Source organism: Coprococcus sp. AF102-57 (genome assembly GCF_027686195.1).
In the GTDB taxonomy this organism is placed as follows: domain Bacteria; phylum Bacillota; class Clostridia; order Lachnospirales; family Lachnospiraceae; genus Allocoprococcus; species Allocoprococcus comes.
In genome coordinates this window covers 61,071-86,489 of sequence record NZ_JAQCSY010000013.1, presented here as the reverse complement: position 1 = coordinate 86,489, position 25,419 = coordinate 61,071, and the positions used below count along the sequence as shown (strand labels likewise).

The following is a 25,419-nucleotide window of genomic DNA, read 5'->3' as shown; positions in this document are numbered from 1 at the left end:
CACACCCCTTCAATATCGGAAGATTATTTCATAGGAATGAATCCCATATCTTCTACAGTTTTCTGTCCTTCATCACCAAGAACGTAATCAAGGAAAGCCTGCTGTACATCTGTCGGATCACCAGAACCTACAAGAAGAAGTGGTCTCTGGATGATGTAAGATCCATCAAGAATGTTTTCTTTTGTTGCAGCAACACCGTTTACTTTCAGTGGAGTTACTTTTCCTTCATTCTGGTTAGCAACACCAAATGAAGCATATCCGATTGCGTACTGGTTATCAATGATATCCTGAACAAGTTCACCCATAGAAGAAGCCTGGATCGCATCCGCTTTTACTTCTGTGTCACCCATGATATTCTTCTGGAATACTTCGTGAGCTCCACCGTTGATATCACGTGTAATAACAACAACTTCTTCGTCAGGAAGAGATGAGTCAAGATCTTTCCATGTAGCATATTCGCCGGAGAAAAGTCCTACGATCTGTTCCGTTGTAAGGTTATCAAGAACATCATTTACTGGATTAGCCGGGTTTACTGCGATCGTCAGAGCATCGATACCAACCTGGTATTCTTTTTCATCTTTGATTGCTTCTTTTTCTTCATCCTTTACGCTTCTTGCAACCATACCAAATGTTGCAGTTCCATCGATAACGGCTTTGGTTCCCTGTCCGGATCCGCCTGCTGAAACGTAGATTGCGATATCTTCTTTTGGAAGAGATGAATCATATGCATCCCATGTTCCATAAGTATCAAAGAAAGTAGTAGCCATAGAAGTGATAACCGGTGCTAAAGTAGAAGATCCGTTAAATAAGATCTGGTTACTTTCTGTATCGGCAGAAGCTTCTGTCTTTGCACCCTCTTCTTTTTTGCTGTCAGCAGAATCTGACTTGCTGCTTCCGCATCCTACTGCCATAGATGATACCATAGCAAGTGTAAGAGCGATTGATAAAAATCTCTTTTTCATTGTATGTATTCCTCCCTGAATAAAATTTGCATATCCAAAATATGAATCTAACATTCTTTTAATAAAATGTATGTTGCATGGACAACATTTTTTATAGATAATTTACATGAATGACATAGAATATATCTATACACTAAATATCTATGGAAGGAATGGGAAAGCCATGCTATACTGTACATACGAATATGTGTTTGGTTTTTATTCTACGGGAACTTCCTGTGAAATAAAAGGTATTGCGTGCCATAGGTGCACATTTTTTAAATTATGGAGGAATTCATGACGGAAGAAATTAAAAAGCTGATCATTTATACAAGAAAAATGAAGAAAAGGGAGCCGTTGTACCGGGACTACCCGGAGGAGTTCCGGGAAGAAATCCGGGGATATCTGGAAAGCAACCATATTTCCAGACTCTATGCACATCAGGTTGAGATGTTTGAGAAGGTCAGAGCCGGAGAAAATGTGGTTATTACGACTTCGACGGCAAGTGGAAAGACGCTTGCCTTTTTGCTCCCGGTATTGCAGGAAATTCTGGAAGACCCGCTGACACGTGCGATTTTTATTTACCCGACCAAGGCACTGGCAAGTGACCAGTACCGCGCGATGCAGTCGATTTTGAAATTTTTCGGAGAAGGAAGAGTTTCAGCAGGCGTGTACGATGGAGATACCAAACCTGCCGAGCGGACAAGGATCCGCAAGAGTGCAAATATTATCCTGACCAATCCGGAGATGCTGAACTCGGCATTCCTTCCGAATCACAGCAATTACGGGTTTGACGCGGTTTTTGCAAATTTACGATATGTAGTGATCGATGAGCTTCATTCTTACCGCGGTGCTTTCGGAGCACATCTGGCAAATATTTTTCGGAGAATGCACCGGATTTGCCGGTATTACCATTCGAATCCGCATTTTCTGTGCAGCTCCGCGACGATCGCCAATCCGGTAGAACTTGCCGAAAAGATCTGTGGAAGCGGATTTACGCTGATTGACCGGGATGGATCGCCGGCACCGGAGAAGGAATACTGTATTATCCAGCCGCCGGAGATCAAGGGGAATAATGACAAAGTATATGGAAGGATTGCGGCGTCAACCGTGGCAGCCGGACTGATACCGGAGCTGGTGGAAGAGGATCATCATTTTATCACCTTTGGACGATCCAGAAGAAATGTAGAAGTTATTCTAAAAGAAGCAAAGGATAAATTAGATGCTGCCGGATTTCTTGGAATGGCGCGGGTGGGCGGCAAGAATCCGGCAGATCTGATCGCAGGATACCGTGGCGGTTATACCCCGCTGGAGCGAAAAGAGATTGAGCGGAAGATGACGGAGGGAGAACTGACCGGGCTGGTATCGACGAATGCACTGGAGCTTGGGATCGACATCGGAAAGCTGGATGCAACTGTGATCGTCGGTTATCCGGGGACAAGGGCGTCCTTCTGGCAACAGAGTGGACGTGCCGGACGAAGCGGCAGTGCCTGTGTCAATTATCTGATCCTGGAAAATGAACCGTTTGACCAGTACATTGCCATCGATCCGGAATGGCTGTTCTCAAGAGAAAGTGAAAATGCGATCGTGGATCCGGACAATCTTCTGATCGAGCTTGCACATCTGCGCGCAGCGGCTGCTGAGATGCCACTTTCACTGGATGATATTGCGCTTTTTCCGGATCTTGGAGAAATGATCCCGGTGCTTTTAAGCGCCGGAGAAGTAAAAAGCCTTGCCGGAAGATTTGCCTGGGCGGGACCTGCATTTCCGGCAGGGGATTACAGCCTGCGTAATATGGACAAGACCAGGTTCAAGCTGCTCGCGCAGGAGGATGGACATGAGATCACGGAGATGGACGAATCCCAGGCATACCATGAGATCCATCCGGGTGCTGTATATATGCATGATGGTGCATCCTATGAGATCACGAAGATGGATCTGGTCAGCCGGACAGCTTACGCCATTCCGTTTACAGGGGATTATTATACGGTACCGGCAGGACAGGAAGAGACGCGTATCCTGCATGTATTTCAGGAGGACGCTTACCAGAGGACGGAAATCCGTTTTGGAGATATCAATGTAAACGAAATCATTGCCATGTACAAGAAACTGCAGTTCCATAACCATCAGAATCTGGGCTATGTGACGCTGACACAGCCGCTTCAGAAGGATTATGGCACGGAAAGCACCTGGCTTACAATGCCGGAGAATGTTGTCAGAGTCTACCGGAGTCTTCTTTTGCCAAATCGGATGGGAGAGCTGGTGCTGAACAATCATTTTGACGGAATGCAGTATGCGATCAAGAATGCGGTAATGATGGTGACGATGACGGAACGGGATGATATCGATGTGACCATGTCCAACAATGCGACCATTCCGGATGAGTTTCGGGAGGAAAAGGTGTCCCTCTTCATTTATGACAAATATGAGGGCGGACTTGGTTATTCGGAGAAGATCTATGATCTGATTCCGGAAATTCTGGAAAGTGCGATTAAAATGGTCAGCGGCTGTCCGTGTGAGGATGGCTGTCCGGCATGCGTAGGTGACTACAATCTGGATAAGAAGACGGTTCTGTGGGGACTTGATAATCTTCTGGAAGAGAGCGAACCGCCGGTATATCTGAAAAAAAATATCAAAGAGCCACAGCCTGTGATCCGGAAAGAATTTTCTTTCTTCAATCTGCCGGATGAGTGGGAGAAGGTCTGTTATGCCGTGGTCAAAAATGGCGAGGCAGGCGGGCAGTTCTTGAAGACCATTAAAAAAGTCAGTACAGAAGGACACAAGCTGATCCTGACGATGGAAAATGAATTTTATGCAAAATGGCTGATGGAGCCGGATAACCTCCAAAGTCTGACCAATACCTTGCGGTATCATGTGATCTGTCCGGCGGATATGCAGATCCGGGTACGGTATGAAGCGAAAATGGATGAGCAGGAGAAAAAAGAACGACAGAAGAAGAGAGACCGTTTGCAAAGGCGATATGATGAACAGCTTGGAAATGAATAATATAGAAGAAATAAAAACTTTAAATCCTTACCAGCAGGAGGCGGTGCTGGATGAAAGCCCGGCATGTCTGGTAAATGCAAATGTAGGGAGCGGAAAGACAACAGTGCTGATCGAGAAAGTGCGGCATCTGCATGAGAAAAAGCAGGTTTCGTATGAGAAAATGGCAGTGCTTACCTTTACCAACAAGGCGGCAGATGAGATCGCAGAACGTCTATCCAGAAAGGAAGCAGAGCTTACGGAAGAAGAACTGTGGGGATTTGGAACCTTTCACAGTGTTGCCTTAAGGATTCTGCGAAGATTTCTTCCGGAAAAGGCAGAAGACGGAACAAAATTGGAAGAATGGAACCGGGAATTTACCGTTATCACACCGGAAGATGAAATGGAAATGGTGCTTGCCATCGCAAAAGAAGGCAGTTATAAGATCAAATACCAGAACCGTCTGAAAAAGCGGATGGAAGAGGATTACGCGGCATATCGGAAAGGAAGAACACAGGGAAAATACAAAGATGATCTGTTTCAGATCTTTCCGCTTCTTGAGAAGGCAAAAAGACAGCAGAATAAAATGTCTTTTGCAGATCTTCTGGAAGAAGGAACGCAGGTGGCAAAAGAGCAGGAAGAGGTGCTGGATCTTAAGTGGATCATTGTCGATGAGGTACAGGACAGTGACGAAAAACAGCTGAAATTTCTGGAGGCGTTAAAAGGCACACAGACCCACTTTTTTGCGGTGGGGGATCCGAATCAGGTGATCTACAGCTGGAGAGGAACCGGACCGAATATGTTCTTCCTGATCAAGCACAGATTTGGCGCAAAAGAACTGACTCTGCCGGTTAACTACCGGTCCGATGAAGTGATCCTGGAAGCGGCGAACCGTTTTCTTCAGTTTGGAGGAAAGATTGAGGGAAGAGGCGAAAGAGGGGAGAAGATTCTGGTAAGGAATCATTATGATCCATTTATCGAGGCAGAGTATCTGACAGAGCGGATCCGTGAGCTTCATGAGCAGGGACTTCCTTACCGGGAGATTGCGGTTTTCTACCGGGTGCAGAAGCAGGCAGAGATTCTGGAAAAAGTATTTGAAAGAGCAGAACTTTCTTATGTTCTTCCGGCAAAACAGAAAGAGGATGAGGATCCGGTTCCGGAAAGACCTCATATGATCCGGGAGTATGTTGCAGAAGGGAAGCTGAATGCGGTTTCAGGCGAACATACGATGGAAAAAGCGGCAGATACAGAACGACAGACGGAGGAAGAAGACGCAGTTCATCTTATGACACTGCACGCCTCAAAAGGTCTGGAATTTGACTATGTATTCATCATCGGAATGAATCAGGGACTGATTCCGCTTCGCTGCAAAAGCATAGAACAGGAAGAAGAGGAGCGCCGTCTGTTCTTCGTAGGACTGACCCGTGCAAGGAAGAATCTGGAACTTTCCTATTATACAAATCCGACGATCCCGGGGACATATGAGACACCAAGCAATTATCTGCGGATGCTGCCGGAGGAGCTGCTTGAATGGGAAGAAAAGCCGGGAAGTGAGTCGCGGAAAGCGAATCTGCAGAAACTGCGGAAAGATACGCGGGAGCTGATCAGGGAGAAAAAGCAGGAGGAAGAAGAACAGAAAGAAACACGGAAGCCAAAGCGAAAAGGCAGACATCCGAAGTACGGGGAAGGGGAGATTATTTCTGAGGACGAGATGATGATCGAACTGGAATTTCCGGGATATGGGAAAAAACAATTTCTGAAAGCATTTGGCGAAGTGGAAGTTTTGAAAGACTTATAGAAAAACGGAAGAGGAAATGGAATTTGCAAGACAGTTGCAGGCTACCGTTGATCCGGCTATCAAAGATAGAGATCAGAGAATGTATGAAGCAAAAGAAAAGGCATTAGCAGATGGTGTTGTTTCCAGAAATGCCTGGGAAAAAGCACCGCTTACTGCTTCTTCGGACAGTGGAGATGTGAGCCAGATGATGCCGATGAACCTCTTTACCGCAGTTTGCTGGCCTGTTGGTGTTGCACCGCATACCTGGCAGAGCTGTGCATCTGCCGGAAGCACGATTGGACAGAAAGGTGCATTCTACGCAGCGAAAGTCATTGCAGCAACAGCATATGACCTGTATACACAGCCGGAACTGCGAAAAGAAATTCAGGACGAATTCGATGCACAGGATAGAGAACCATATGCACCGATGTATGATGGTGAATAGGAACAAGAAAAAGTAAAGAAAAAAGGTCCCGGAGCCGTAAGGTTTCCGGGATTTTTATGAGGAAAAAAAGTAAGTGTGTGACTGGATTTGACAAGGATTTTCATGAATGTTACACTAGAAAAATAGGAGAAAAACGGACTGTGCGAGGGGGATAAGTGCAGTCAGGCAGGAGACAAAAATGGGTATTGCAATACAGGAATTATTATCGCAGGAATATTTTAAAGATTTTTACGTTCTGGCGGGGGCAAAGGGACTGCACCGTGAGATCCAGGGGATCACAGTTATGGAGGCACCGGATGCATTTCACTGGACCAAAGGGAAGGAACTGGTACTTTCATCAGGGTACGTTATTGCAAAGGAACCAGATTGTATTGAAAAAGCGTTCCGGGAAGGAAGTATCCAGAAATCGGCGGGAATGATGATCAAAAGAGAACGGTATCTGGAGAAGATACCAGAGGAGATACTGAGGCTTTATGATCAATATGAGGTACCCCTTATCTCCATGCCGTTTTCAGCCCCATGGATGGAAGTGATGAGCCAGATTAATACTGCTGTGCTGAACCGGACCATACGCAGGCTGCGGATCAATACCAGTCATATGACATTTCAGATGTCGAATTTTTCATATAAAGAGCAGAAAATCAAACGGATCCTGCAGGCGATGGAGTCTGAGATGGGCTTCCCGGCATTTTTATATGATTTTGTAGAAGAAGAGGCGTATTACAGTTCGACGAATTTTCAGAAGATAGCGAAAGGATTCGGACTTGAAACAGAGGATTTCTGGGAGCCGTCAATGCCGTATACCCGGCATACGCTTTGTGATTACATGGACATGGTGAGGTACCGTCTTGTGAATCCGAGTCACCAGGAGGGACCGAGAATCAGCTGGATACGGGTTCCGATTTCTGTAAATGGAAGTGTACAGGCGTATTTTGCCGTGATGGAAGCGCGGGAATTCCTGGATTATTATGATGAGTACAGTATCCGGATTGCCTATCTGATGCTGCAGGGATTATATGAGCAGATCGTAGCGGCACAGAACATGGGAAATATCGGATTTGAGAACTTTGTGTTATACGCTTTGAGTGCAACGGAAGATGATACACAGAAGATGATGTTTCAGGCGAATGTACAGGGGATTTCTATGAGTACAAAATACAGGTATGTATTGTTCCGGAGCGCGGACAATCAGGAAGAACTTCCAAACCGGAGAAAAGAGATCCTTGAGGCTTACAGGAAAAGCAGTCTGATCAAATATGCCAGAATCGCAATGATCGGAGAAAATGTGGGAATTCTTTTTTTGGAAGACAGAGAAGAAGACTGGGAGAAAGGTCATATCCTTGCACTTCTGGAAGAATTCCGGAGAAGAGTTCTGAAGAGCTGTCCGGAGACGGCACTGGAATTTGGTTATTCACTGGATGCCGCTTCTCTTGGACGTATCCGTCAGAGCATAGAAAAATGCCAGAAAGCACTGAATATGGGGAAAATGATTTATCCAAGCCTTTTTGCATGGGAGTATTCTCAGCTTGGTGCACTTGCATGGCTGGATATCCCGGAAGAAGAGCTTACTCATATGCTCTCGACTTACAGTGTACTCCTGAAAGATGAAAAGAATATCGAGCTTTTAAAGACTTTAAAAGTATATCTGGAAAATAATATGAACTACAGCGCAACAGCTGAGAAATTATATGTACATATCAATACGATCAGGAAGAGGATCGACAAGGTAAACGAACTTCTGCAGATTGACTGGAGCGACAATATTGCACGGATGAATGCAGAGCTTTTACTGCGCTTTTTGAATCTGGAAGAAAAAATTTAACATTTCTTTGATCAGGAATTGATGATTTTCAGGGTAAAATATGATACAATGTATATTGTGTGAAAAAAAAGACAAAGTGGGAGATGCCTATGCCAAAGAAACAGAAGGCAAAGATAAAGCAGAAAAATAAGTGCCCTGAAAAGCTGATCCGGACAGAAGCTGCAAAAGAGATTGCAGAGATAGACCGTTCGCTTCAGAATCAGAAGTATCAGCTCAGATGCAGAGCTGCAATCGATCTTCTTACAGCAAAGCTGAATATGATAAATGCAGATCTTTCACGCAAGAAACGCCATGTTGTGATCAATCAGATCAGCAGCAGAGTGAAGACGGCAGAGAGTATTTATACAAAACTGATCCGGAAAGGTCTGAAGCCGGATTTTGACACGGCAAGAGCAGAACTGAAGGATCTGATCGGGATCCGTGTGGTCTGTCCATTTGAAGATGAAGTGTACGAGGTCGCAGACCGTCTGAAAGCGCAGGGAGATGTACAGATCATCCGTGAGAAAGATTATATTAAGAATCCCAAAAAGAACGGATACAAGAGTCTTCACATGATCGTGGAGGTCCCAATTTATTCATCCAAAGGACCACTGAAGGAAAAGGTGGAGATCCAACTCCGTACGGTGGCAATGGATTACTGGTCTGTGCTCGAGTACCAGATATTTTATAAGAAGACAGAGAATGAAGAGGTTGCAAAGGAATTAAAAACCTATGCAGATGAAATTTCTGAGCTGGATGCAAAAATGCTGAAACTCAGGGATAAGATTGAAAAAATGTAGTAGAAACACAGGGAAAGAATGTGCGAAGGCGCATTCTTTTTTTGATACAATCAGGAAATCAATTGCATAGGCATTGCAGTTAGGTTATAATCTAGTACAGTATGGACAGATATATTACAGAATGGATATGAGGAAATACTATGAAAATGATTAAGACAGATAAACTTGTATTTGAATATGCAAAGCGTGACGAAGAAGGCAATATTATAGGGAAAAGCCGCGCTATTGATGAGGTATCGCTGGATATCGAGCCGGGACAGTTTATTGCGATCCTGGGGCATAATGGCTCTGGGAAGTCTACACTTGCAAAGCATATGAATGCCCTGCTGGTTCCGTCTGACGGAACCATGTGGGTAGACGGAATGGACACGAAGGAAGAAGAGCATCTGTGGGATGTACGTCAGAGCGCCGGAATGGTATTCCAGAATCCGGATAATCAGATCATAGGAACGGTCGTTGAGGAAGACGTGGGATTTGGTCCGGAGAACCTGGGCGTGCCGACAGAGGAGATCTGGCAGAGAGTGGAAGACAGCCTGAAAGCGGTTGGGATGATTGAATACCGTCACCATTCACCGAATAAATTGTCCGGGGGGCAAAAGCAGAGGGTTGCGATCGCCGGTGTCATGGCAATGCGTCCAAAGTGTATTGTACTGGATGAGCCAACTGCGATGCTGGATCCGAATGGAAGAAAAGAAGTACTTCGAAGTGTGATGGAGCTGAGAAAAAGAGAACACATTACGGTGATTCTGATCACCCATTATATGGAAGAGGTTGTAGATGCAGACCACGTATTCGTAATGGATCACGGTCATGTGGTAATGCAGGGAACACCGAGAGAAATCTTTTCACAGGTGGATACTTTAAAGCACTACAGACTGGATGTGCCGCAGGTGACGATCCTTGCTGATGAACTGAGAAAAAGAGGACTTGATATTCCGGCGGGAGTTTTGAAGAAGGAAGAATTGGTGGAGATATTATGTCGATTAAATTAGAACATATCAATTATGTATACAGTGAAGGAACTGCATATGAAAAGCATGCGCTGAAGGATGTATCCCTGGAAATTCCACACGGTGAATTTGTCGGGATCATTGGTCACACCGGCTCCGGTAAATCGACACTGATCCAGCACCTGAACGGACTGATCAAGGCGACAAGCGGAGCACTTTATTACAACGGAGAGAATATTTACGGAGAAAACTATAACTTACGTGAGCTGCGAAATCAGGTCGGGCTGGTCTTTCAGTATCCGGAGCATCAGCTTTTTGAGGTCAATGTACTTCAGGATGTCTGTTTTGGACCGAAGAATCAGGGACTTTCACCGGAAGAATGTGAAAAGCGGGCAAGAGAGGCGTTGCAGCTTGTTGGTCTCAAAGAAAAATATTTCGATCATTCCCCGTTTGATCTGTCAGGCGGGCAGAAAAGACGTGCAGCGATCGCAGGTGTACTGGCAATGCGTCCGAAGGTACTGGTTCTGGATGAACCGACTGCAGGACTGGATCCGAAGGGAAGAGATGAGATCCTGGATCAGATTGCCTATCTGCACGAAAAAGCAGACATGACTGTCATTTTAGTTTCCCACAGTATGGAAGATATTGCAAAATATGTGGATCGTATTATTGTGATGAATAAAGGCAGCGTCATGTTTAATGATGTGCCAAAGAAAGTGTTTGCACACTACAAAGAACTGGAGAGTGTGGGACTTGCGGCACCACAGGTAACGTACATCATGCATGCGCTGAAGGAAAAGGGAATGGATGTTCCGACAGATGCAACCACGATAGAAGAAGCAGCGGATGGCATTATGAAAGCACTGAAGAAGGAGAGGGCAGCCAAATGATTCGAGACATAACGATTGGACAATATTATCCGGCTGACAGCCGTATCCATAAGCTGGATCCGCGTGTGAAGATTGTATGCACACTGCTGTATCTGATTTCTCTTTTTACATTTAAAAGTATTTTGGGATATGTACTTGCGACTGTGTTCCTGTTTGGATGCATTAAGCTGGCGAAGGTACCGTTTAAATTCATTGTCAGAGGACTGAAGCCAATTATCATTCTGCTTCTGATCACAGTAGGTTTCAACTTATTTCTGACACCGGGCGGAAAGACACTGGTCCATGTGGGCTTTATCAAGATCACGGAGTACGGCTTAAGCACAGCGGTTTATATGGCGATCCGGCTGATCTATCTGATTATGGGATCCTCACTTATGACACTGACAACTACACCGAATTCACTGACAGATGGTCTGGAGAAGCTTCTTCACCCATTGAATAAGATCCATGTACCGGTACATGAGATTTCGATGATGATGTCGATCGCACTTCGTTTTATTCCGATCCTTCTGGAGGAAACGGATAAGATCATGAAGGCACAGATTGCCAGGGGTGCGGATATGGAAAGTGGAAATCTGATCCAGAAGGCAAAGGCAATGATTCCGATCCTGGTTCCGCTTTTTGTATCCGCATTCCGCCGTGCCAATGATCTTGCAATGGCAATGGAAGCAAGATGTTATCGCGGCGGCAATGGCAGAACCAAGATGAAACCTCTGATTTATAAAAGTGCTGACCACATGGCATACCTGATTACGATCCTGTATGTGGTGATCACATTTGTTGTTGGAAGATATGTTCCATTCAAGCTGTGGATCTTTTAAGGAGTCAGAAGATGAGAAGAATCAGATTAACAGTGGCTTATGATGGAACAAATTATTGTGGCTGGCAGATCCAGCCAAATGGAATTACGATTGAGGAAGTGCTGAATAAGGCAATCTGTAAGCTCACCGGAGAAGAGATTCAGGTGATAGGGGCGAGCCGGACGGATTCCGGGGTTCATGCAAGAGGAAATATTGCTGTGTTTGACACGGAAAGCAGGATACCGGCAGAACGTTTTTCTTATGCCCTGAATCAGCGTCTTCCGAAAGATATTGTAGTTGTAAAATCAGATGAGGTGGATCTTAACTGGCATCCGCGTTATCAGGATACTCTGAAAACCTATGAATATCACATCATCAATACAAAAGTGCCGATTCCGACAGAGAGGCTTTATAATTACTTTGTAAGTTTTGATCTGGACGTGGAGCAGATGAGGCGGGGAGCGGCTTATCTGGTAGGAGAACACGATTTTGCACCATTTTGCTGTATCCGTACTAATGCAAAGACAACGGTGCGGACAATCACGGATTTGCAGATTCTGCAAAGCGGAGAGCATATTACGATCCGGATTACGGGAAATGGATTTTTGTATAACATGGTGCGCATCATAGCCGGGGTACTGGTGCGTGTCGGAAGAGGATTTTACGAACCGGAAAAGGTAAAGGAACTTTTGGAAGGCGGAGAAAGAACCAGGGAAGCGGTCACGGCACCGCCGCAAGGACTCTGCCTGATGGAAATCAGCTATCAGAATGAAGAATAGTGCATGAGTCTGCTTTTTAGGCAGGCTCATTTTTTTAACAGGAAATTCCGAATAGAAGGTACTACATATCGGAGAAATTTTTGCGATAGAAAAAAACTATAGAGAAGTTAACCTATTCGGATAAACAATAAGTAAAACAGGCAGTTTTATTGAAGAAATATTGTGAAAATGTTATCCTAATAATCAGAGGCATTTTGGAAAAACAGCATAGAAACAGGATGTCATTAAAGAGAGAAAAGGGAAAAAATATGAATTATGTAGGAATTGATATCGGATCAACAGCATCCAAGGTTGTTGTTGAAGGAGATAAGAAAGAACATTTCGTACTGCCGACAGGATGGAGCAGCAAAGAGACGTGCGAAAAGATCAAGAATAAACTGCTTGAGATGGGGATAGATGTTACCTCAGATGATACAAAGGTAGTTGCTACAGGATATGGAAGAATCGCAGTTGATTTTGCAGATCATGTAATTACAGAGATTACCTGCCATGCCAGAGGTGGTCGTGAGCTTGCAGGGGGGGACTGTTCGATCATTGATGTGGGAGGACAGGATACGAAGGTGATCGTTGTACAGAATGGAATGGTAGCCGATTTCCAGATGAATGATAAATGTTCGGCGGGAACCGGAAAGTTTCTGGAGATCATGGCGAACCGCCTGGGTGTTACGATCAATGAATTATTTGATATGGCGGCAGCAGGAGAAGTTATTCCGATCAGCTCACTTTGTACGGTATTTGCCGAATCTGAGGTGATCAATTATATCGGAGAAGGAAAAAAGCGTGAAGATATTGCAGCCGGAGTTGTAGATTCTGTTGCCAATAAAGTAGTGCAGCTTGCGCAGAAAAAGGAACTTGGAGACAGAGTGATCCTGACCGGAGGACTCAGTCACAGCATTTATTTCACAGGAATCCTGTCAGACAAGCTGGATCAGAAAGTGGAATCAGAAGAGTTTGGCCGTTTTGCGGGGGCATACGGAGCAGCACTTCTTGCCAGAGAAAAGAAAGACAAAAGGAGATAATGAAGATGGAACTGATTAAAGATTTGCCAGAGGTATTTGAAGAATTTGCGGAGCAGAGACAGAAATCATTTCTGGCTGTTAAGGAACTGAAAGAAAAAGGTGTTCCAGTTGTGGGATCTTACTGTACATATTTCCCGAAAGAGATTGCAATGGCGATGGGAGCAGGATGTGTAAGCCTTTGCTCGACTTCGGACGAGACGATTCCGGAGGCAGAAAAGGATCTTCCGAAGAATCTCTGTCCGCTGATCAAATCAAGTTATGGATTTGCAAAGACAGACAAATGTCCATTCTTCTATTTCTCAGACGTAGTAGTTGGGGAAACAACCTGTGATGGAAAGAAGAAGATGTATGAATATATGTCAGAATTCAAAGATGTATTTATCATGGAACTTCCGAATAGCCAGAGAGAACCGGGACTTCAGCTCTGGAAAGGCGAGATCATCCGTTTCAAGGAATATCTGGAACAGAAATTTGGCGTGACGATCACGGAAGAGCAGATCCGTGAAGCTGTAAAGACAGAGAATCAGGCACGCCAGTCCTTAAAGAAACTTTATGAAGTGATGAAACATGATCCGGCTCCGATCAAAGGACAGGATCTGTTCAAAGTTCTGTACGGAAGCACCTTCAAATTTGACCGTTCCCTGATCCCGGGCGAAGTGGATGCTCTTACTGCGAAGATTGAAAAAGAATATGCAGAAGGCAAGATGGAAGAGAAGAAACCGCGTATTCTGATCACAGGATGTCCGATCGGAGGAGCAACAGAAAAAGTGATCCGAGCAGTAGAAGACAATGGCGGTATTGTTGTGACTTTTGAGAACTGCAGCGGTGCCAAATCAATCGATAAGATGGTGGATGAAGATGCAGAGGATATTTATGATGCAATCGCAAGAAGATATCTCAACATCGGATGTTCGGTTATGACACCGAACCCGAACCGTCTGGAGCTTCTTGGAAGACTGATCGATGAATATCAGGTAGACGGTGTAGTGGATATGATCCTTCAGGCATGTCATACTTACAATGTGGAGACCAATACGATCCGCAAGTTTGTGACAGGTGAAAAGGGAATTCCGTATATCAGTGTGGAAACCGATTACTCTCAGGCAGACATCGGACAGCTGAACACCAGACTTGCTGCGTTTGTTGAGATGCTGTAAATGGAGAGTATGACGAAGAAAAATGAGTTTCAGTTCCGCAGGGCGAATGAGGAGGATCTTCCTGAAATTTGTCGTATGGTAAAGCTTGCCGGAGAAATTGTTCCCGTGAAAGAATGGTTTGAGGCAGAGAATGAAGAATTTCTTGCAAAGCATATCCGCGAGGAAGGATTTACCCTTATGGCAAAGAAGAATGGACAGACTGCAGCGATCATGATTGTCCGTATTCCCGGAATGGCAGAGGACAACCTGGGAGAATATCTGAAGATTTCCAGGGAAGAAATGAAGAGGGTTGCGCATCTGGAGATTACTGTTGTGGAACCGGGGTATCAGGGATACGGACTGCAATATGAGCTTTTCTGTCGGGCAGAAGAAATCGTAAAAAATAAGCAGATGCGGTATCTGATGGCAACAGTTCATCCGGATAATATATATAGTTTTCGCAATATGGAAAAGCTTGGGATGAAGGCAGTTCTCGAGACAAAGAAGTATGACGGGCAACGAAGATATGTTATGAGTAAAACATTAGAATATTAGAAAAAGTGAAAGAGCTTGCAGAAAGTGTAATGAAACATTTTTTGTAAGCTCTTTTTGTGTACAGCAAAAAGAGCTAAAATGAGAAAGTTTCTTAACTGATAACTTTAATATTGACATGCTAACTAGTGATAATATAAACTACTATAAGTTAGAATATACAAACAAAGAGGAAACAAAATGAAATTCATAAATAAGATCATTGCGGTCTGTTTGTGTGCATCTGTATTTGCAGGCGGATGCGGTCAAAGTGGACAGGATACGACAAAGAGTAAAAAAAGTGAAAGTACAGGCAGTTCGAAAAAGAGTATGGAGCAGGCTTCTTCGGATACCGAGGCATCAAAAGACATTTTTGCAATGGATACCTATATGACAGTGACAGCATATGGAGAAAAAGCACAGGATGCGGTGGATGCCGCTGAAGCAGAGATTGAAAGATTAGATACACTTTTATCAACGGGAAATGCAGACAGTGAGATTGCGAAACTGAATGAACAGAAAAGTGCAGCACTTTCAGAAGATGGCGGATATCTTGTGAAGCGCGCACTGGAACTGAATAAGGAAACGGATGGGGCATTTGATATCGCAATTTATCCGGTTATGGAGGCGTGGGGATTTCCGACACAGAATTTCCGTGTCCCGTCAGCTGACGAACTGACAGGGCTTCTGAAGCATGTGGATGCAGCGAAGATCTCATACGATAAGGATACAAGAGAAATCTCTTTTGAAGATGACCAGATGAAAATCGACCTTGGAGGAATTGCAAAAGGCTATACTTCTTCGCGGATTATGGATATTTTCAAAGAAAACGGGATTACAAGCGGTCTGGTAAATCTGGGTGGAAATGTACAGGCACTTGGAACCAAGACAGACGGAAGCAACTGGCGGGTTGCGGTACAGAGTCCGGACGACACAGAGGATTATCTGGGAGTTTTATCCATTCGGGATAAAGCGGTGATCACATCTGGTGGATATGAACGCTATTTTGAACAGGATGGTGTGACCTATCATCACATTATTGATCCAAAGACCGGATATCCGGCAGAGAACGGACTAGTATCTGTCACGATTGTAAGCTCGGACGGAACCCTTGCAGACGGACTTTCTACCTCGCTTTTTATCATGGGAGAAGAAAAAGCGGCAGAGTTCTGGAAGGCGCACAGTGATGAGTTTGAGGCGATCCTTGAGACAGATGACGGAACGATTTATGTGACAGAAGGTCTGAAAGACAGCTTTACAACGGATCTTGACATGAAGGTTATTACGAAATAATTTGCGTGAAATGAGAGGATAATGAGAGATGGACATCAAAGAAACCGGTAAAAAATTAAAACCGTTTGCACCCGTTCTTTCAGTTGCACTGGTTACGGCGTGCGTGGCAGGCTCCTTAAGCGGATATGAAGCGCCGGTCTATGCAGCGACGCAGGAAGAAACACCGATAAAAGAAGAGACAAAAGAGAAGAAAGAAGAAAAAAAGACAGCAGCCAAAGGTTCGTTTGATCTGGAGGATGGCGTATATAAAGGAACCGGAACCGGGTATGCAGGAGACATTACCGTATCGGTACAGATCAAGGATAAGCAGATTGTTTCGATTGACATTTTGAGTTCTTCCGATGATGAGGCATTTTTTTCACGGGCAAAAGCAGTGATCGACAAGATTATCGAAGGACAGACACTGGATGTGGATACTGTATCGGGAGCAACTTTCAGTTCCAGGGGAATCATCAGTGCGGTGAAAAATGCGCTGACCGGGGAAAAGGATAACAGCACGACAGGACAGGCACAGTCCGGCCAGACAGCGGCGGCAGCAAGAAGTTCGACCAGTGTGGCAAAAGTAGAGGATGCGGCAGCATATAAGGATGGAACCTACTACGGTTCAGGAACCGGATTTGGTGGTCCACTGAAGGTTATGGTAGAAATCAGCGGAGGAAAGATCGCATCCATCCAGATCGTGGAGAACAGTGACGGAAGCGATTACATTTCCAAAGCAGCTTCTCTGATCGATTCTATTATCGCGAAGCAGAGCACCAATGTGGATACGGTGTCCGGGGCAACCTACAGTTCGGTCGGAATTATTCAGGCAGTGCGGGATGCGCTGAGCCAGGCGGCGGTAAACGGGACATCGGATGGCACACAGGATAACAATAGTAATAACAGCAATAACAATAGTTCGTCAGACGACAATAATTCTACTGTGACCGGAACCGTTCCGTACAAGGAAGGAATCTATTACGGAACAGCAGAAGGCTACAGCGGCGATGTATCCGTTGCAGTCGTGATCCAGGAAAAGACGATCAAAGCAATCCTGATCACAGAAAATTCCGATGATGAGGCGTTCTTCAATCGGGCAATGGATATTGTGAAAAAGGTGATAAGGACACAGAAGACAGACGATGTAGATACTGTGTCAGGAGCAACCTACAGTTCCAAAGGACTGTTAAATGCAATCAAGAATGCACTGAAACAGGCAGAGAAAGTGACAAATGGAGAACCCATTGATGAGAAGCCGGATCTGACTGATCTGAAAGAGCTGATCGAGAGAGCAGAAAAGTTGGAAGAAGATAAATACACAGAAACAAGCTGGGCAGTTCTGCAGACCAGACTTGCGGACGCAAAAGATGCACTTGAGGAAACGAAACAGACTGCGGTTGATAAAGCGGTGGAAAAGCTGAAAACAGCAATCGCACAGCTTGAGTCGAAAGACGGAAAAGATGAGGAAAATACAAAGTATATCAGTGGAATCTATGAGGTGACCGTTCCTTGTAAGCCGGATGATGACGAAGATTTTGAAGAATATAATCTGACGATGACGGTGACGATCCGCGACGACAAGATTATGGCAATCACGGATATCACGGGCGATGGGGACAGCAGTAATGACAGATATATCACGAAAGCTGCAAATGGTACTTCAAGCATAAAAGGTGTGGTATCCCAGATCATAGATAAAGGAATGCCGGAGGATATTGATACTGTTTCCCGTGCAACCTGCTCTTCAAATGCGATCCTGGAAGGATGCAAAAAAGTACTGGAAGCAGCAGAAAGACCGACAGATACGGAGGCTGAATAACAATGAGAGAATTCTGGGTAAGACTGGTAAGTATGCTCGCGATCGTGGGGATTCTTCTTGGATACAATTCGGTGCTGGATGCCCGTGCAAAAGAAGACGAGATCGCCCGGCTTTCCGCACAGGTTGCCGGAAACGGACAATCAGACAGCGAAAATGGAGGTTCCACAAACTACAAGGACGGAACCTATACCGGGGAAGCTGATGGATTTGGCGGAACGATCCAGGTAGAAGTAAAGATTGAGAAAAGCAAGATCGCGGAAATCAATGTGATATCTGCAGAGAAAGAAGACGGAGCATACCTTTCCATGGCAAAGGATATTATTCCCCAAATCATCGATGCACAGAGCGCAGATATAGATACGATCAGTGGTGCGACATTTAGCTCGACCGGAATCAAAAATGCATCGGAACAGGCTCTGGAAAAGGCGGTAAAGTAACGTGAAAAAGATGGATATTCATAATTTAACGGCGAAAGATATAAAAAAATTACATATATGGCTGAGAGCATTGATCCAGATACTGTATTTCCTGTTTATCCCATCTGTGTATACAGCGGCATTTGCCGGAGTGAAATACATATTTACACAGATCGGTGCAGGGGGAAAGGTTGCCATGACCACTTTCGTGACAGTGCTGGTTGTGATCTGCATTTATACGATCCTGTTCGGAAGATTCTTCTGCGGATTTGCCTGTGCGTTCGGTACGATGGGAGACGGCGTGCATGCACTCTATGTGTGGATCTGTAAAAAAATGAAAAAGAAACCGTTTCAGATTGCAGAAGCGTGGACAGAAAAGCTCTGTTATCTGAAATATATTGTACTGGCACTGATTTCAATCTTGTGCTTTGCCGGCGTCTACAGCAAGGCAAAAGGAACCAGCCCGTGGGATGTATTTTCCATGCTCCATGCCGGCAACTTTAAGCTTGGCGGATATCTGGTGGGACTCGTTCTTCTGGTTCTGATCCTTGTGGGAATGTGTTTTGAAGAACGGTTTTTCTGCAGAAATTTCTGCCCGATGGGAGCTGTGTTTTCCCTGCTTCCGGTGCTTCCGTTTTTCGCACTTCACAGAGACCGGGAAAACTGCATCAAAGGATGCAAGGCATGTACGAAGAAATGTCCTTCTAACATCGGACTTCCGGAAGATGGATCGCCGAAGATAGAAGGGGACTGTTTCCAGTGTCAGAAATGCATCGATACCTGTCCGAAAGGAAATATTCATACCGGAGTAAAAGGACTTCGTGGAAATGAATTCTGGTTTACGATTTTGCGGGCAGTAATCTTACTGATTCTTCTGCTCTGGCTGGGTGTATAGAAGATGAAGAAGAAAGATCTGATACTTGGAGCAGGAATTATTGTGATTGCGCTTGCGATGCTGCTTGTGATGCAGCTGACGAGAGGGGAAGAAGGAAACCAGATCCAGATTACGCTGAATGGCAAAATCTATGGAACCTATTCCTTGTCGAAGGATCAGACCATCGAAGTAAAGGATGGCGATTTCTATAACCGGATCCGGATCGAAGATGGAAAGGCGTATATGGAAGAGGCGAATTGTCCGGATGGTTACTGCGAGGAACAGGGAAAAATCAGTGGACATACACAGACGATCGTCTGTCTGCCACATAAGCTTGTAGTAGAGGTTCTGGAAAATGAGAATGATCAGGGATTGGAAACTTCGGATTCCGAAGATATAGTCCCTGACACGATCGCAAAATGATAAAGGAAACAGCAGATGAATAAAAACAGAAAACTTGCCAATATGGCAATGCTGGTTGCACTGGCAATGATATTCAGTTATGTGGAAAGCTTAATACCGATCAATTTCGGGATACCGGGAATGAAGCTCGGAGTTGCCAATCTGGTGACTGTGACCGGGCTGTATTTCCTGGAGCTTCCGGAAGTATTTCTGGTGGTAGTTATGCGGATCCTGCTGACCGGCTTTTTATTTGGAAATGGAATGTCGGTCATCTACAGTCTGGCAGGAGGAATCTTAAGCTTTCTGGTTATGGCATTGATGAAGAGGCTGAAAGGATTTTCCATAGCCGGAGTCAGTATCGCGGGAGGCGTGTCGCACAATATCGGTCAGATTATCGTGGCATCCGTTGTAGTAGAGAATCTGAAACTGATTTATTATCTGCCGGCACTTCTGATCGCCGGTACAGTGACCGGATTTGTGATGGGAATGATAAGTAAAAAGCTGCTTCCGATCGTAAAAAGAGAATCGGAGAGAGTGGCACAGATAGGATAATTTTTTTGATTATGGGTTAGCAGAAACTAACTTAATAATAAATTTTATCAACAACAAGGAGGTAATTATGGGAAAGGGAACAATTAAGACAAAAGCTATGACAATGGCTGTGGCGATGTCGATGGTAGCTGGACTTTGTCCATCGACGGTGTTTGCGGCAAACAGTGAGGATGTAGCGAAGGTTCAGGATGGAACATATACAGGGACTGCAGAGTGTACACCGGATGCGGATGCAGATTTTGATGAATATAATTTATCTTTATCTGTTACCATAAAGGACGGAAAAATAGAATCGATCACGGATATTGTCGGTGACGGCAGCAAAAAAAATATAAGCTATATTGAGGATGCGGTGGATGGAGTTGTACCGAAAATCGTAGCAATTAATGGAACAGATGGAATCGATGCAGTGTCAGAAGCAACCTGCTCATCAAAGGCAATTGTTAATGCAGTAAATAATGCGTTGGAAAATGCAACAAAAAAAGAGGAAAAAACGGTAGATACAACAGCATTAAGTGAGGCAATCGCGTCGGCAGAAGCACTGAAAGAAGCAGATTACACAGCAGAAAGCTGGGAAAATATGCAGGATAAACTGACGGCGGCAAAAGAAGCGCTTGCAGCGAAAGAATCACAGGATGCAGTGGATCAGGCAGCAAAAGCTCTGACAGATGCAGCAGGTGCACTGGTGAAAAAAACTCCGGAAGTACAAAAAGACGTGTATGTATTGATGAATATCCCATATGCTGATTTTTATAAAGCAGAAGGAGTGACAGGTGCAGATGCCGTTTCATCAGCAACAAAGCAGAAAACCAGAGCTTCGCTGGCGTCAGGCTCTTATCATGTAAACAGTGATGGTTCCGATATTACTGGTGTGACATTTCCGGTTAAGATTAGTGATGTATCTGCATTAAAAAAATATACACAGATTACAGATGACAGTGAAGTTACGATTACAACAAATATTAAAGGAAAAGAAAATACTGTTACATATAAAGGACAAGATGCATTATTTGAAAGCGCAAGCTATTCTTATTACACATTAAGTGATACACCATCTTATTATAAAGAAGCAACGGTAAATGCAGATGGAACATTTAACTTCAGTGAGGTAAAAGGAGAAGCTTCCAAAGTAAAGCCTCTGTCCGATGCTACAACAGAATTTAAAACCTCGTCTAATTATGGTGATTACCAGTTAAATATAAATGGTCTTCCAGAAAGTATTAAAACAGTATATGGTGTAGTAATTAGCACAAAAGAAGAAAGCAGTTATGGACTTCGCCATGTGGAAAATATCTGGAAGCTTAAGGAGCAGAAGCAGAAGCTCGCATGGAGCACTGGATTTGTAACAGAATCACATGGAAACAAACTTGATTCCAAAGATTATGCTACCATGATGGGACAGACGATTAATAAAGTAACTTACTACACAAATGATGGTATTTATGAAATCCAGATGGACCAGAAAGTAGCGAAGAAATTTGATGGCGAAGTATCAGTGGCAGATATTTCTACCAAATCAGATACAACATCTGTTGTGGTAAGTGGACTTCCAAGTGATTTTGAAGAAGAATACAAAGTTGATGGAATCGGAATCGATGAAGATGCATATTCTGTGGAAATTAAAACAGAAGGTAAGACTACTACAAGAACAATTAAATTCAAAAAAGCTCTTACAAAAGGTCGATATACCGTTACACTTAGCGATAGGAGTGGCACTTATGTACCGATTTCAACTACTTTTAATGCTTATACAGAGACAATGCCGGTGAAATATAATGAAGATAATAAAGCACCGGCAGTTGTAAAGAATGACGATGTTAATGAAGAAGAATTCCAGACATATTTAAAAAGTATTAATTCTGTTACAGTGAACGGAAAGGAATATGCAGCATCTGGAGAGAAAGCAGTAAAACTAATTACAAAAGATGGAAAACTTGATCTTACACAAGATGCGTTTAAAGATGCAAAGGCAGGAGACGCATTTACTGTAACAATTGCAGCAAATGGATATCAAGCATACACATTTACTTATAAAGTAGCAGGAGAGGACAGAGCGTATTCCTATGTTTATGTAGGAATGAACTGGTCAGAATACTGGGCAAATGAAGGTGTGTATGCAGCCGGAAATGCCGAAGCATCTGGTGTTACTGATTCTCGTAATGAATATGATAAAGGCGCTTTTGATACCGTTACAAGAGCAACTGCAAATCATGGCTTACATAGAGGAAGTTTTCAGTGTACGGCAGTGATTAAAGATACAGATGGTAATCAATATAACCTGTCTTACTGGGACAAAAATGGAAAAGCAGTGATGACAGATGGCAGCATTTATACAAGAACTACAAATGCAGAAAAGAAGGCTGTATTTACTTCAGAAGATGGAAGCTCATTTATTCAGGCAGATTACAAAGTGACTGGTATAAAATATGTTCCTGTTAAAGTGAAAACAGCAGATTTAAGTGCATTGAAAGAAAAATATGTGGTTGTAGAAAATGGAGGCACATTGATTGGCGGATTTTCTGAAAACCAGCTTAAATCATATACAGCAATTGCAGATGTAACAGCGAATACGAATGGTCTTAAGAGTGCTGAAAAACAGGAAGATGGAAGCTTTGCATTCTCTGAAAGAACAACAGGTTCCTATTCAGGCTTAAAAGACACACAGCTGACAGTGGCATCTGATATCACACCGAATGTCAGAGAGACAAAAGATGTGGGAAGCTATGGAGAATTCATCCGTGTAGATTTAAATGGAAACTATGGTGGGCTTGGTTCTGCGATGCAGGCTGTTGAATGGACCTATTATGGAGATGATGCAAGCTATACAACACCGGTAAGAACATTTGGAACAAAATTTGCGGCAGATAACTGGATGCATAAATCTATGGGAATCCAGCTTGGACTGACAGACTCTCTCAGATGCCAGCTTCCGGAGGGAACGGATGGAACAGGTTACTGGAAACTGACAGTCTATGGACTTGGTTATGCAGATTACAGCTATAGTTTCCAGATCGGAACAGAAAATCTTGCGGCACCAAAAACTGCAACCAAAGAAGATATCAAAGCATTACAGGACAAAATTGACGAAGCAAACGCATTAAACGAATCTGATTATACAAAAGACAGCTGGAATAAGATGAGGAGTGAACTGGAAGAATCGAAAGAGCTTCTTGCACAGGAGAATCCGTTACAGTCAGCTGTGAAAGAGCAAACGCTCCATATGACAGAAGCAATTAAAGCTCTTGTGAAAGCTGAAGAATATGTTCTCATGAACATCCCATACGCAGAATTCTACAAAGCTGAGACAACAAATAATGATATTGCCGTAGATGCATTTACTTCTGCAACAAAGAACAAAACCAGAACAACAGGTCTTGCAGGTGGATCATACCATGAAAACGCGGATGGATCCAAGATTGATGGTATCACTTATGCTGTAAAAGTAGATCCTTCGGTAGATTTTTCAAAATACAAAGAAGTAAAAGACAGCGATTCGGTGGAGATTACAGTTACAAACAGAGGAAAGACAAGTACTACAACTCTGACTGGAAAAGACACATTATTTGAGAATGCATCTTATGCATACTATCCACTTACAGAAGAACCGGCAAACTACAAAGAAGTTTCTGCTGATGAAAATGGAAAGCTTGTATTCGGTGAAGTAAAAGGAAAGGAAGCGGAGGCACTGACAGGTGTCAAAGCAGAATTATTAACCAAGTCTTCTTACGGGGATTATCAATTGAACCTTGATGGACTTCCGGAAGATAAAATTACTGCTTCGAATGTAAATGCAGTTGTAGTAAAGACAACAGACGGAACCGCTTATGGTATGCGTCATCTGGAAAATATCTGGAGGGGTAATGAGCTCGCATGGAGCACCGGATTTACAAGAGAAGTGCATGGTTGCCCGACATCATCTGAACATTATAAAACTATGATGGGTAAGACGATTGACAGCATTGAGTACTATACAACAAATGGCGTGTACACAATGGACATTGCAGATATCTATGTTCCTGTAAAATCAGAAACTACAAAAGTAGAAGTTGCAGATGCAGACATTACAGCAGGCAAAACTACAATCAATGTACAGCTTCCAGATGAATTTGAACCGGAATACAGTGTGGATGGACTGGATGTGTCGGTAGAAGGTAATGTACTGAGTTTTAAAGCAGTGACAGAGAGCAGAGCAGCAGCTTCTGTAAAACCTGGAAAATATACACTTACTATTAAAGATAAGAAGAAAAAATATGCAGATGTTGTTACAACATTTACATTGACAACAAAAGATATGCCTGCAGCATATGATGCAGAGAATAAGAAACTTGTAGAGGCAGAAGGATTTGACACAGATGCGCTTAAAGCTTATCTTGGAAATATTACTTCTGTAAATGTAAATGGTAAAGATTATGCAGCAAGTGGAAGAGGCTCCGTAGTTATTATCAATAAGGATGGTACGATCAAGACAGATGCAGATCCGTTTAAAGATGCGGTAGCTGGAACAGAATTCCAGATTACAGTAGCTTCAACAGGTTATACAACTCCTCTTACATTTACTTACAAGATAGCAGAGACTCCGGCACCGGCAGAGGTTGATACAACAGCACTGGAAGCTGCAATTGCAGAAGCTGATAACCTTAAAGAAGCAGACTACACAGCAGAAAGCTGGAGTGTATACCAGGCAGCACTGCAGAGCGCACGTACTGCACTGGAAGCAAAGGAAAGTCAGGATGCAGTTGATCAGGCACTTGCTGCTTTAAATGCAGCAAAAGATGCACTGGTTAAAGCTGAAGAAGAACCGGTTACAATCAATACTGCTTCTCTTGAAAAAGCAATTGCAGATGCAAAAGCGCTTAAAGAAGCAGATTACACAGCAGATAGCTGGAAAGCACTGCAGAGCGCACTTTCAGATGCCCAGAAAGCACTGGAAGCAAAAGAAAGCCAGGAAGCAGTAGATAATGCAACAAACAGCCTGAACAAAGCAATCAAGGCACTTGTAAAGAAAAACAGCTCATCTGTAAAAAAGACAGATGGTACAACAAATAAATCCAAGACAAGCGGAAGTGATTCCGTGAAGACCGGAGATCCGGCAAGCGTATTTGGATGGTTAGGACTTGCAGTTTCTTCACTCGGAGCTGGTATGGGTGGATTTGCTTGGAAACGCAGAAAAAGAAAATAATAAAAAGATATGATTTTTAACAAATCATAGGATCCGGAAAGTCGGCAGACGGCA

General features: G+C 43.8%; 20 protein-coding genes. 19 read left to right on the top strand and 1 reads right to left on the bottom strand.

Annotation, left to right across the window (positions count from 1 at the left end; translation table 11 throughout):
- Nucleotides 1–23: 23 nt before the first annotated feature.
- On the bottom strand, nucleotides 24–962 hold the full coding sequence (locus PGZ10_RS09935; RefSeq protein ID WP_022220803.1) for a phosphate ABC transporter substrate-binding protein: 939 nt from the start codon (nucleotides 960–962) through the stop codon (nucleotides 24–26).
- Nucleotides 963–1,238: 276 nt separating this feature from the next.
- On the opposite strand from PGZ10_RS09935, the gene PGZ10_RS09930 reads away from it, so the two are divergent.
- The 19 genes from PGZ10_RS09930 to PGZ10_RS09840 all read left to right on the top strand — a co-directional run bounded on the left by PGZ10_RS09930 (nucleotide 1,239) and on the right by PGZ10_RS09840 (nucleotide 25,365).
- Nucleotides 1,239–3,947 carry a DEAD/DEAH box helicase gene (locus PGZ10_RS09930; protein ID WP_270541288.1) on the top strand — a complete coding sequence of 903 codons (2,709 nt, stop codon included), beginning with the start codon at nucleotides 1,239–1,241 and terminating at the stop codon, nucleotides 3,945–3,947.
- Entirely contained in the window at nucleotides 3,868–5,721 is a 1,854-nt protein-coding gene (locus PGZ10_RS09925) for an ATP-dependent helicase (RefSeq protein ID WP_270541287.1), read from the top strand. Before PGZ10_RS09930 ends, PGZ10_RS09925 begins: the two co-directional genes overlap by 80 nt.
- A gap of 16 nt (nucleotides 5,722–5,737) precedes the next feature.
- Entirely contained in the window at nucleotides 5,738–6,145 is a 408-nt protein-coding gene (locus PGZ10_RS09920) for a hypothetical protein (RefSeq protein ID WP_270541286.1), read from the top strand.
- A gap of 178 nt (nucleotides 6,146–6,323) precedes the next feature.
- Entirely contained in the window at nucleotides 6,324–7,967 is a 1,644-nt protein-coding gene (locus tag PGZ10_RS09915) for a PucR family transcriptional regulator (protein WP_270541284.1), read from the top strand.
- 89 nt (nucleotides 7,968–8,056) lie between these two features.
- Nucleotides 8,057–8,746, top strand: a complete 690-nt coding sequence (locus PGZ10_RS09910; RefSeq protein ID WP_270541282.1) for a GTP pyrophosphokinase — start codon at nucleotides 8,057–8,059, stop codon at nucleotides 8,744–8,746.
- Between the two features lie 140 nt (nucleotides 8,747–8,886).
- Complete coding sequence (locus PGZ10_RS09905; protein ID WP_118217488.1) at nucleotides 8,887–9,738, top strand: energy-coupling factor transporter ATPase; 852 nt, start codon at nucleotides 8,887–8,889, stop codon at nucleotides 9,736–9,738.
- Complete coding sequence (locus PGZ10_RS09900; protein ID WP_022220797.1) at nucleotides 9,723–10,586, top strand: energy-coupling factor transporter ATPase; 864 nt, start codon at nucleotides 9,723–9,725, stop codon at nucleotides 10,584–10,586. Before PGZ10_RS09905 ends, PGZ10_RS09900 begins: the two co-directional genes overlap by 16 nt.
- Entirely contained in the window at nucleotides 10,583–11,407 is an 825-nt protein-coding gene (locus PGZ10_RS09895; RefSeq protein WP_270541281.1) for an energy-coupling factor transporter transmembrane component T family protein, read from the top strand. Before PGZ10_RS09900 ends, PGZ10_RS09895 begins: the two co-directional genes overlap by 4 nt.
- Nucleotides 11,408–11,418: 11 nt before the next feature.
- Nucleotides 11,419–12,165: a tRNA pseudouridine(38-40) synthase TruA gene (gene truA, locus PGZ10_RS09890; RefSeq protein ID WP_118198722.1), complete on the top strand. Its 747-nt coding sequence runs from the start codon at nucleotides 11,419–11,421 to the stop codon at nucleotides 12,163–12,165.
- Between the two features lie 248 nt (nucleotides 12,166–12,413).
- Nucleotides 12,414–13,184 carry an acyl-CoA dehydratase activase gene (locus tag PGZ10_RS09885; protein WP_117557240.1) on the top strand — a complete coding sequence of 257 codons (771 nt, stop codon included), beginning with the start codon at nucleotides 12,414–12,416 and terminating at the stop codon, nucleotides 13,182–13,184.
- 5 nt (nucleotides 13,185–13,189) lie between these two features.
- Nucleotides 13,190–14,341, top strand: coding sequence for a double-cubane-cluster-containing anaerobic reductase (locus PGZ10_RS09880; protein WP_117557104.1), 1,152 nt, complete (start codon nucleotides 13,190–13,192; stop codon nucleotides 14,339–14,341).
- Nucleotides 14,342–14,350: 9 nt separating this feature from the next.
- On the top strand, nucleotides 14,351–14,875 hold the full coding sequence (locus tag PGZ10_RS09875) for a GNAT family N-acetyltransferase (RefSeq protein ID WP_270541279.1): 525 nt from the start codon (nucleotides 14,351–14,353) through the stop codon (nucleotides 14,873–14,875).
- 177 nt (nucleotides 14,876–15,052) lie between these two features.
- The gene (locus PGZ10_RS09870; protein WP_270541278.1) at nucleotides 15,053–16,144 is read left to right on the top strand and encodes an FAD:protein FMN transferase; all 1,092 of its coding nucleotides are present in this window, start codon (nucleotides 15,053–15,055) and stop codon (nucleotides 16,142–16,144) included.
- Between the two features lie 28 nt (nucleotides 16,145–16,172).
- Nucleotides 16,173–17,942, top strand: a complete 1,770-nt coding sequence (locus tag PGZ10_RS09865; protein ID WP_270245927.1) for an FMN-binding protein — start codon at nucleotides 16,173–16,175, stop codon at nucleotides 17,940–17,942.
- A 2-nt stretch (nucleotides 17,943–17,944) separates the two neighbouring features.
- Entirely contained in the window at nucleotides 17,945–18,379 is a 435-nt protein-coding gene (locus PGZ10_RS09860) for an FMN-binding protein (RefSeq protein WP_270245926.1), read from the top strand.
- 10 nt (nucleotides 18,380–18,389) lie between these two features.
- Nucleotides 18,390–19,253: a 4Fe-4S binding protein gene (locus PGZ10_RS09855; RefSeq protein WP_270541305.1), complete on the top strand. Its 864-nt coding sequence runs from the start codon at nucleotides 18,390–18,392 to the stop codon at nucleotides 19,251–19,253.
- A gap of 3 nt (nucleotides 19,254–19,256) precedes the next feature.
- Nucleotides 19,257–19,655, top strand: coding sequence for a NusG domain II-containing protein (locus PGZ10_RS09850; protein ID WP_270541276.1), 399 nt, complete (start codon nucleotides 19,257–19,259; stop codon nucleotides 19,653–19,655).
- A 15-nt stretch (nucleotides 19,656–19,670) separates the two neighbouring features.
- Complete coding sequence (locus PGZ10_RS09845; RefSeq protein ID WP_270245924.1) at nucleotides 19,671–20,186, top strand: Gx transporter family protein; 516 nt, start codon at nucleotides 19,671–19,673, stop codon at nucleotides 20,184–20,186.
- A gap of 67 nt (nucleotides 20,187–20,253) precedes the next feature.
- Nucleotides 20,254–25,365, top strand: a complete 5,112-nt coding sequence (locus PGZ10_RS09840; RefSeq protein WP_270245923.1) for a penicillin-binding Tp47 domain C-containing protein — start codon at nucleotides 20,254–20,256, stop codon at nucleotides 25,363–25,365.
- Nucleotides 25,366–25,419 lie beyond the last annotated feature (54 nt).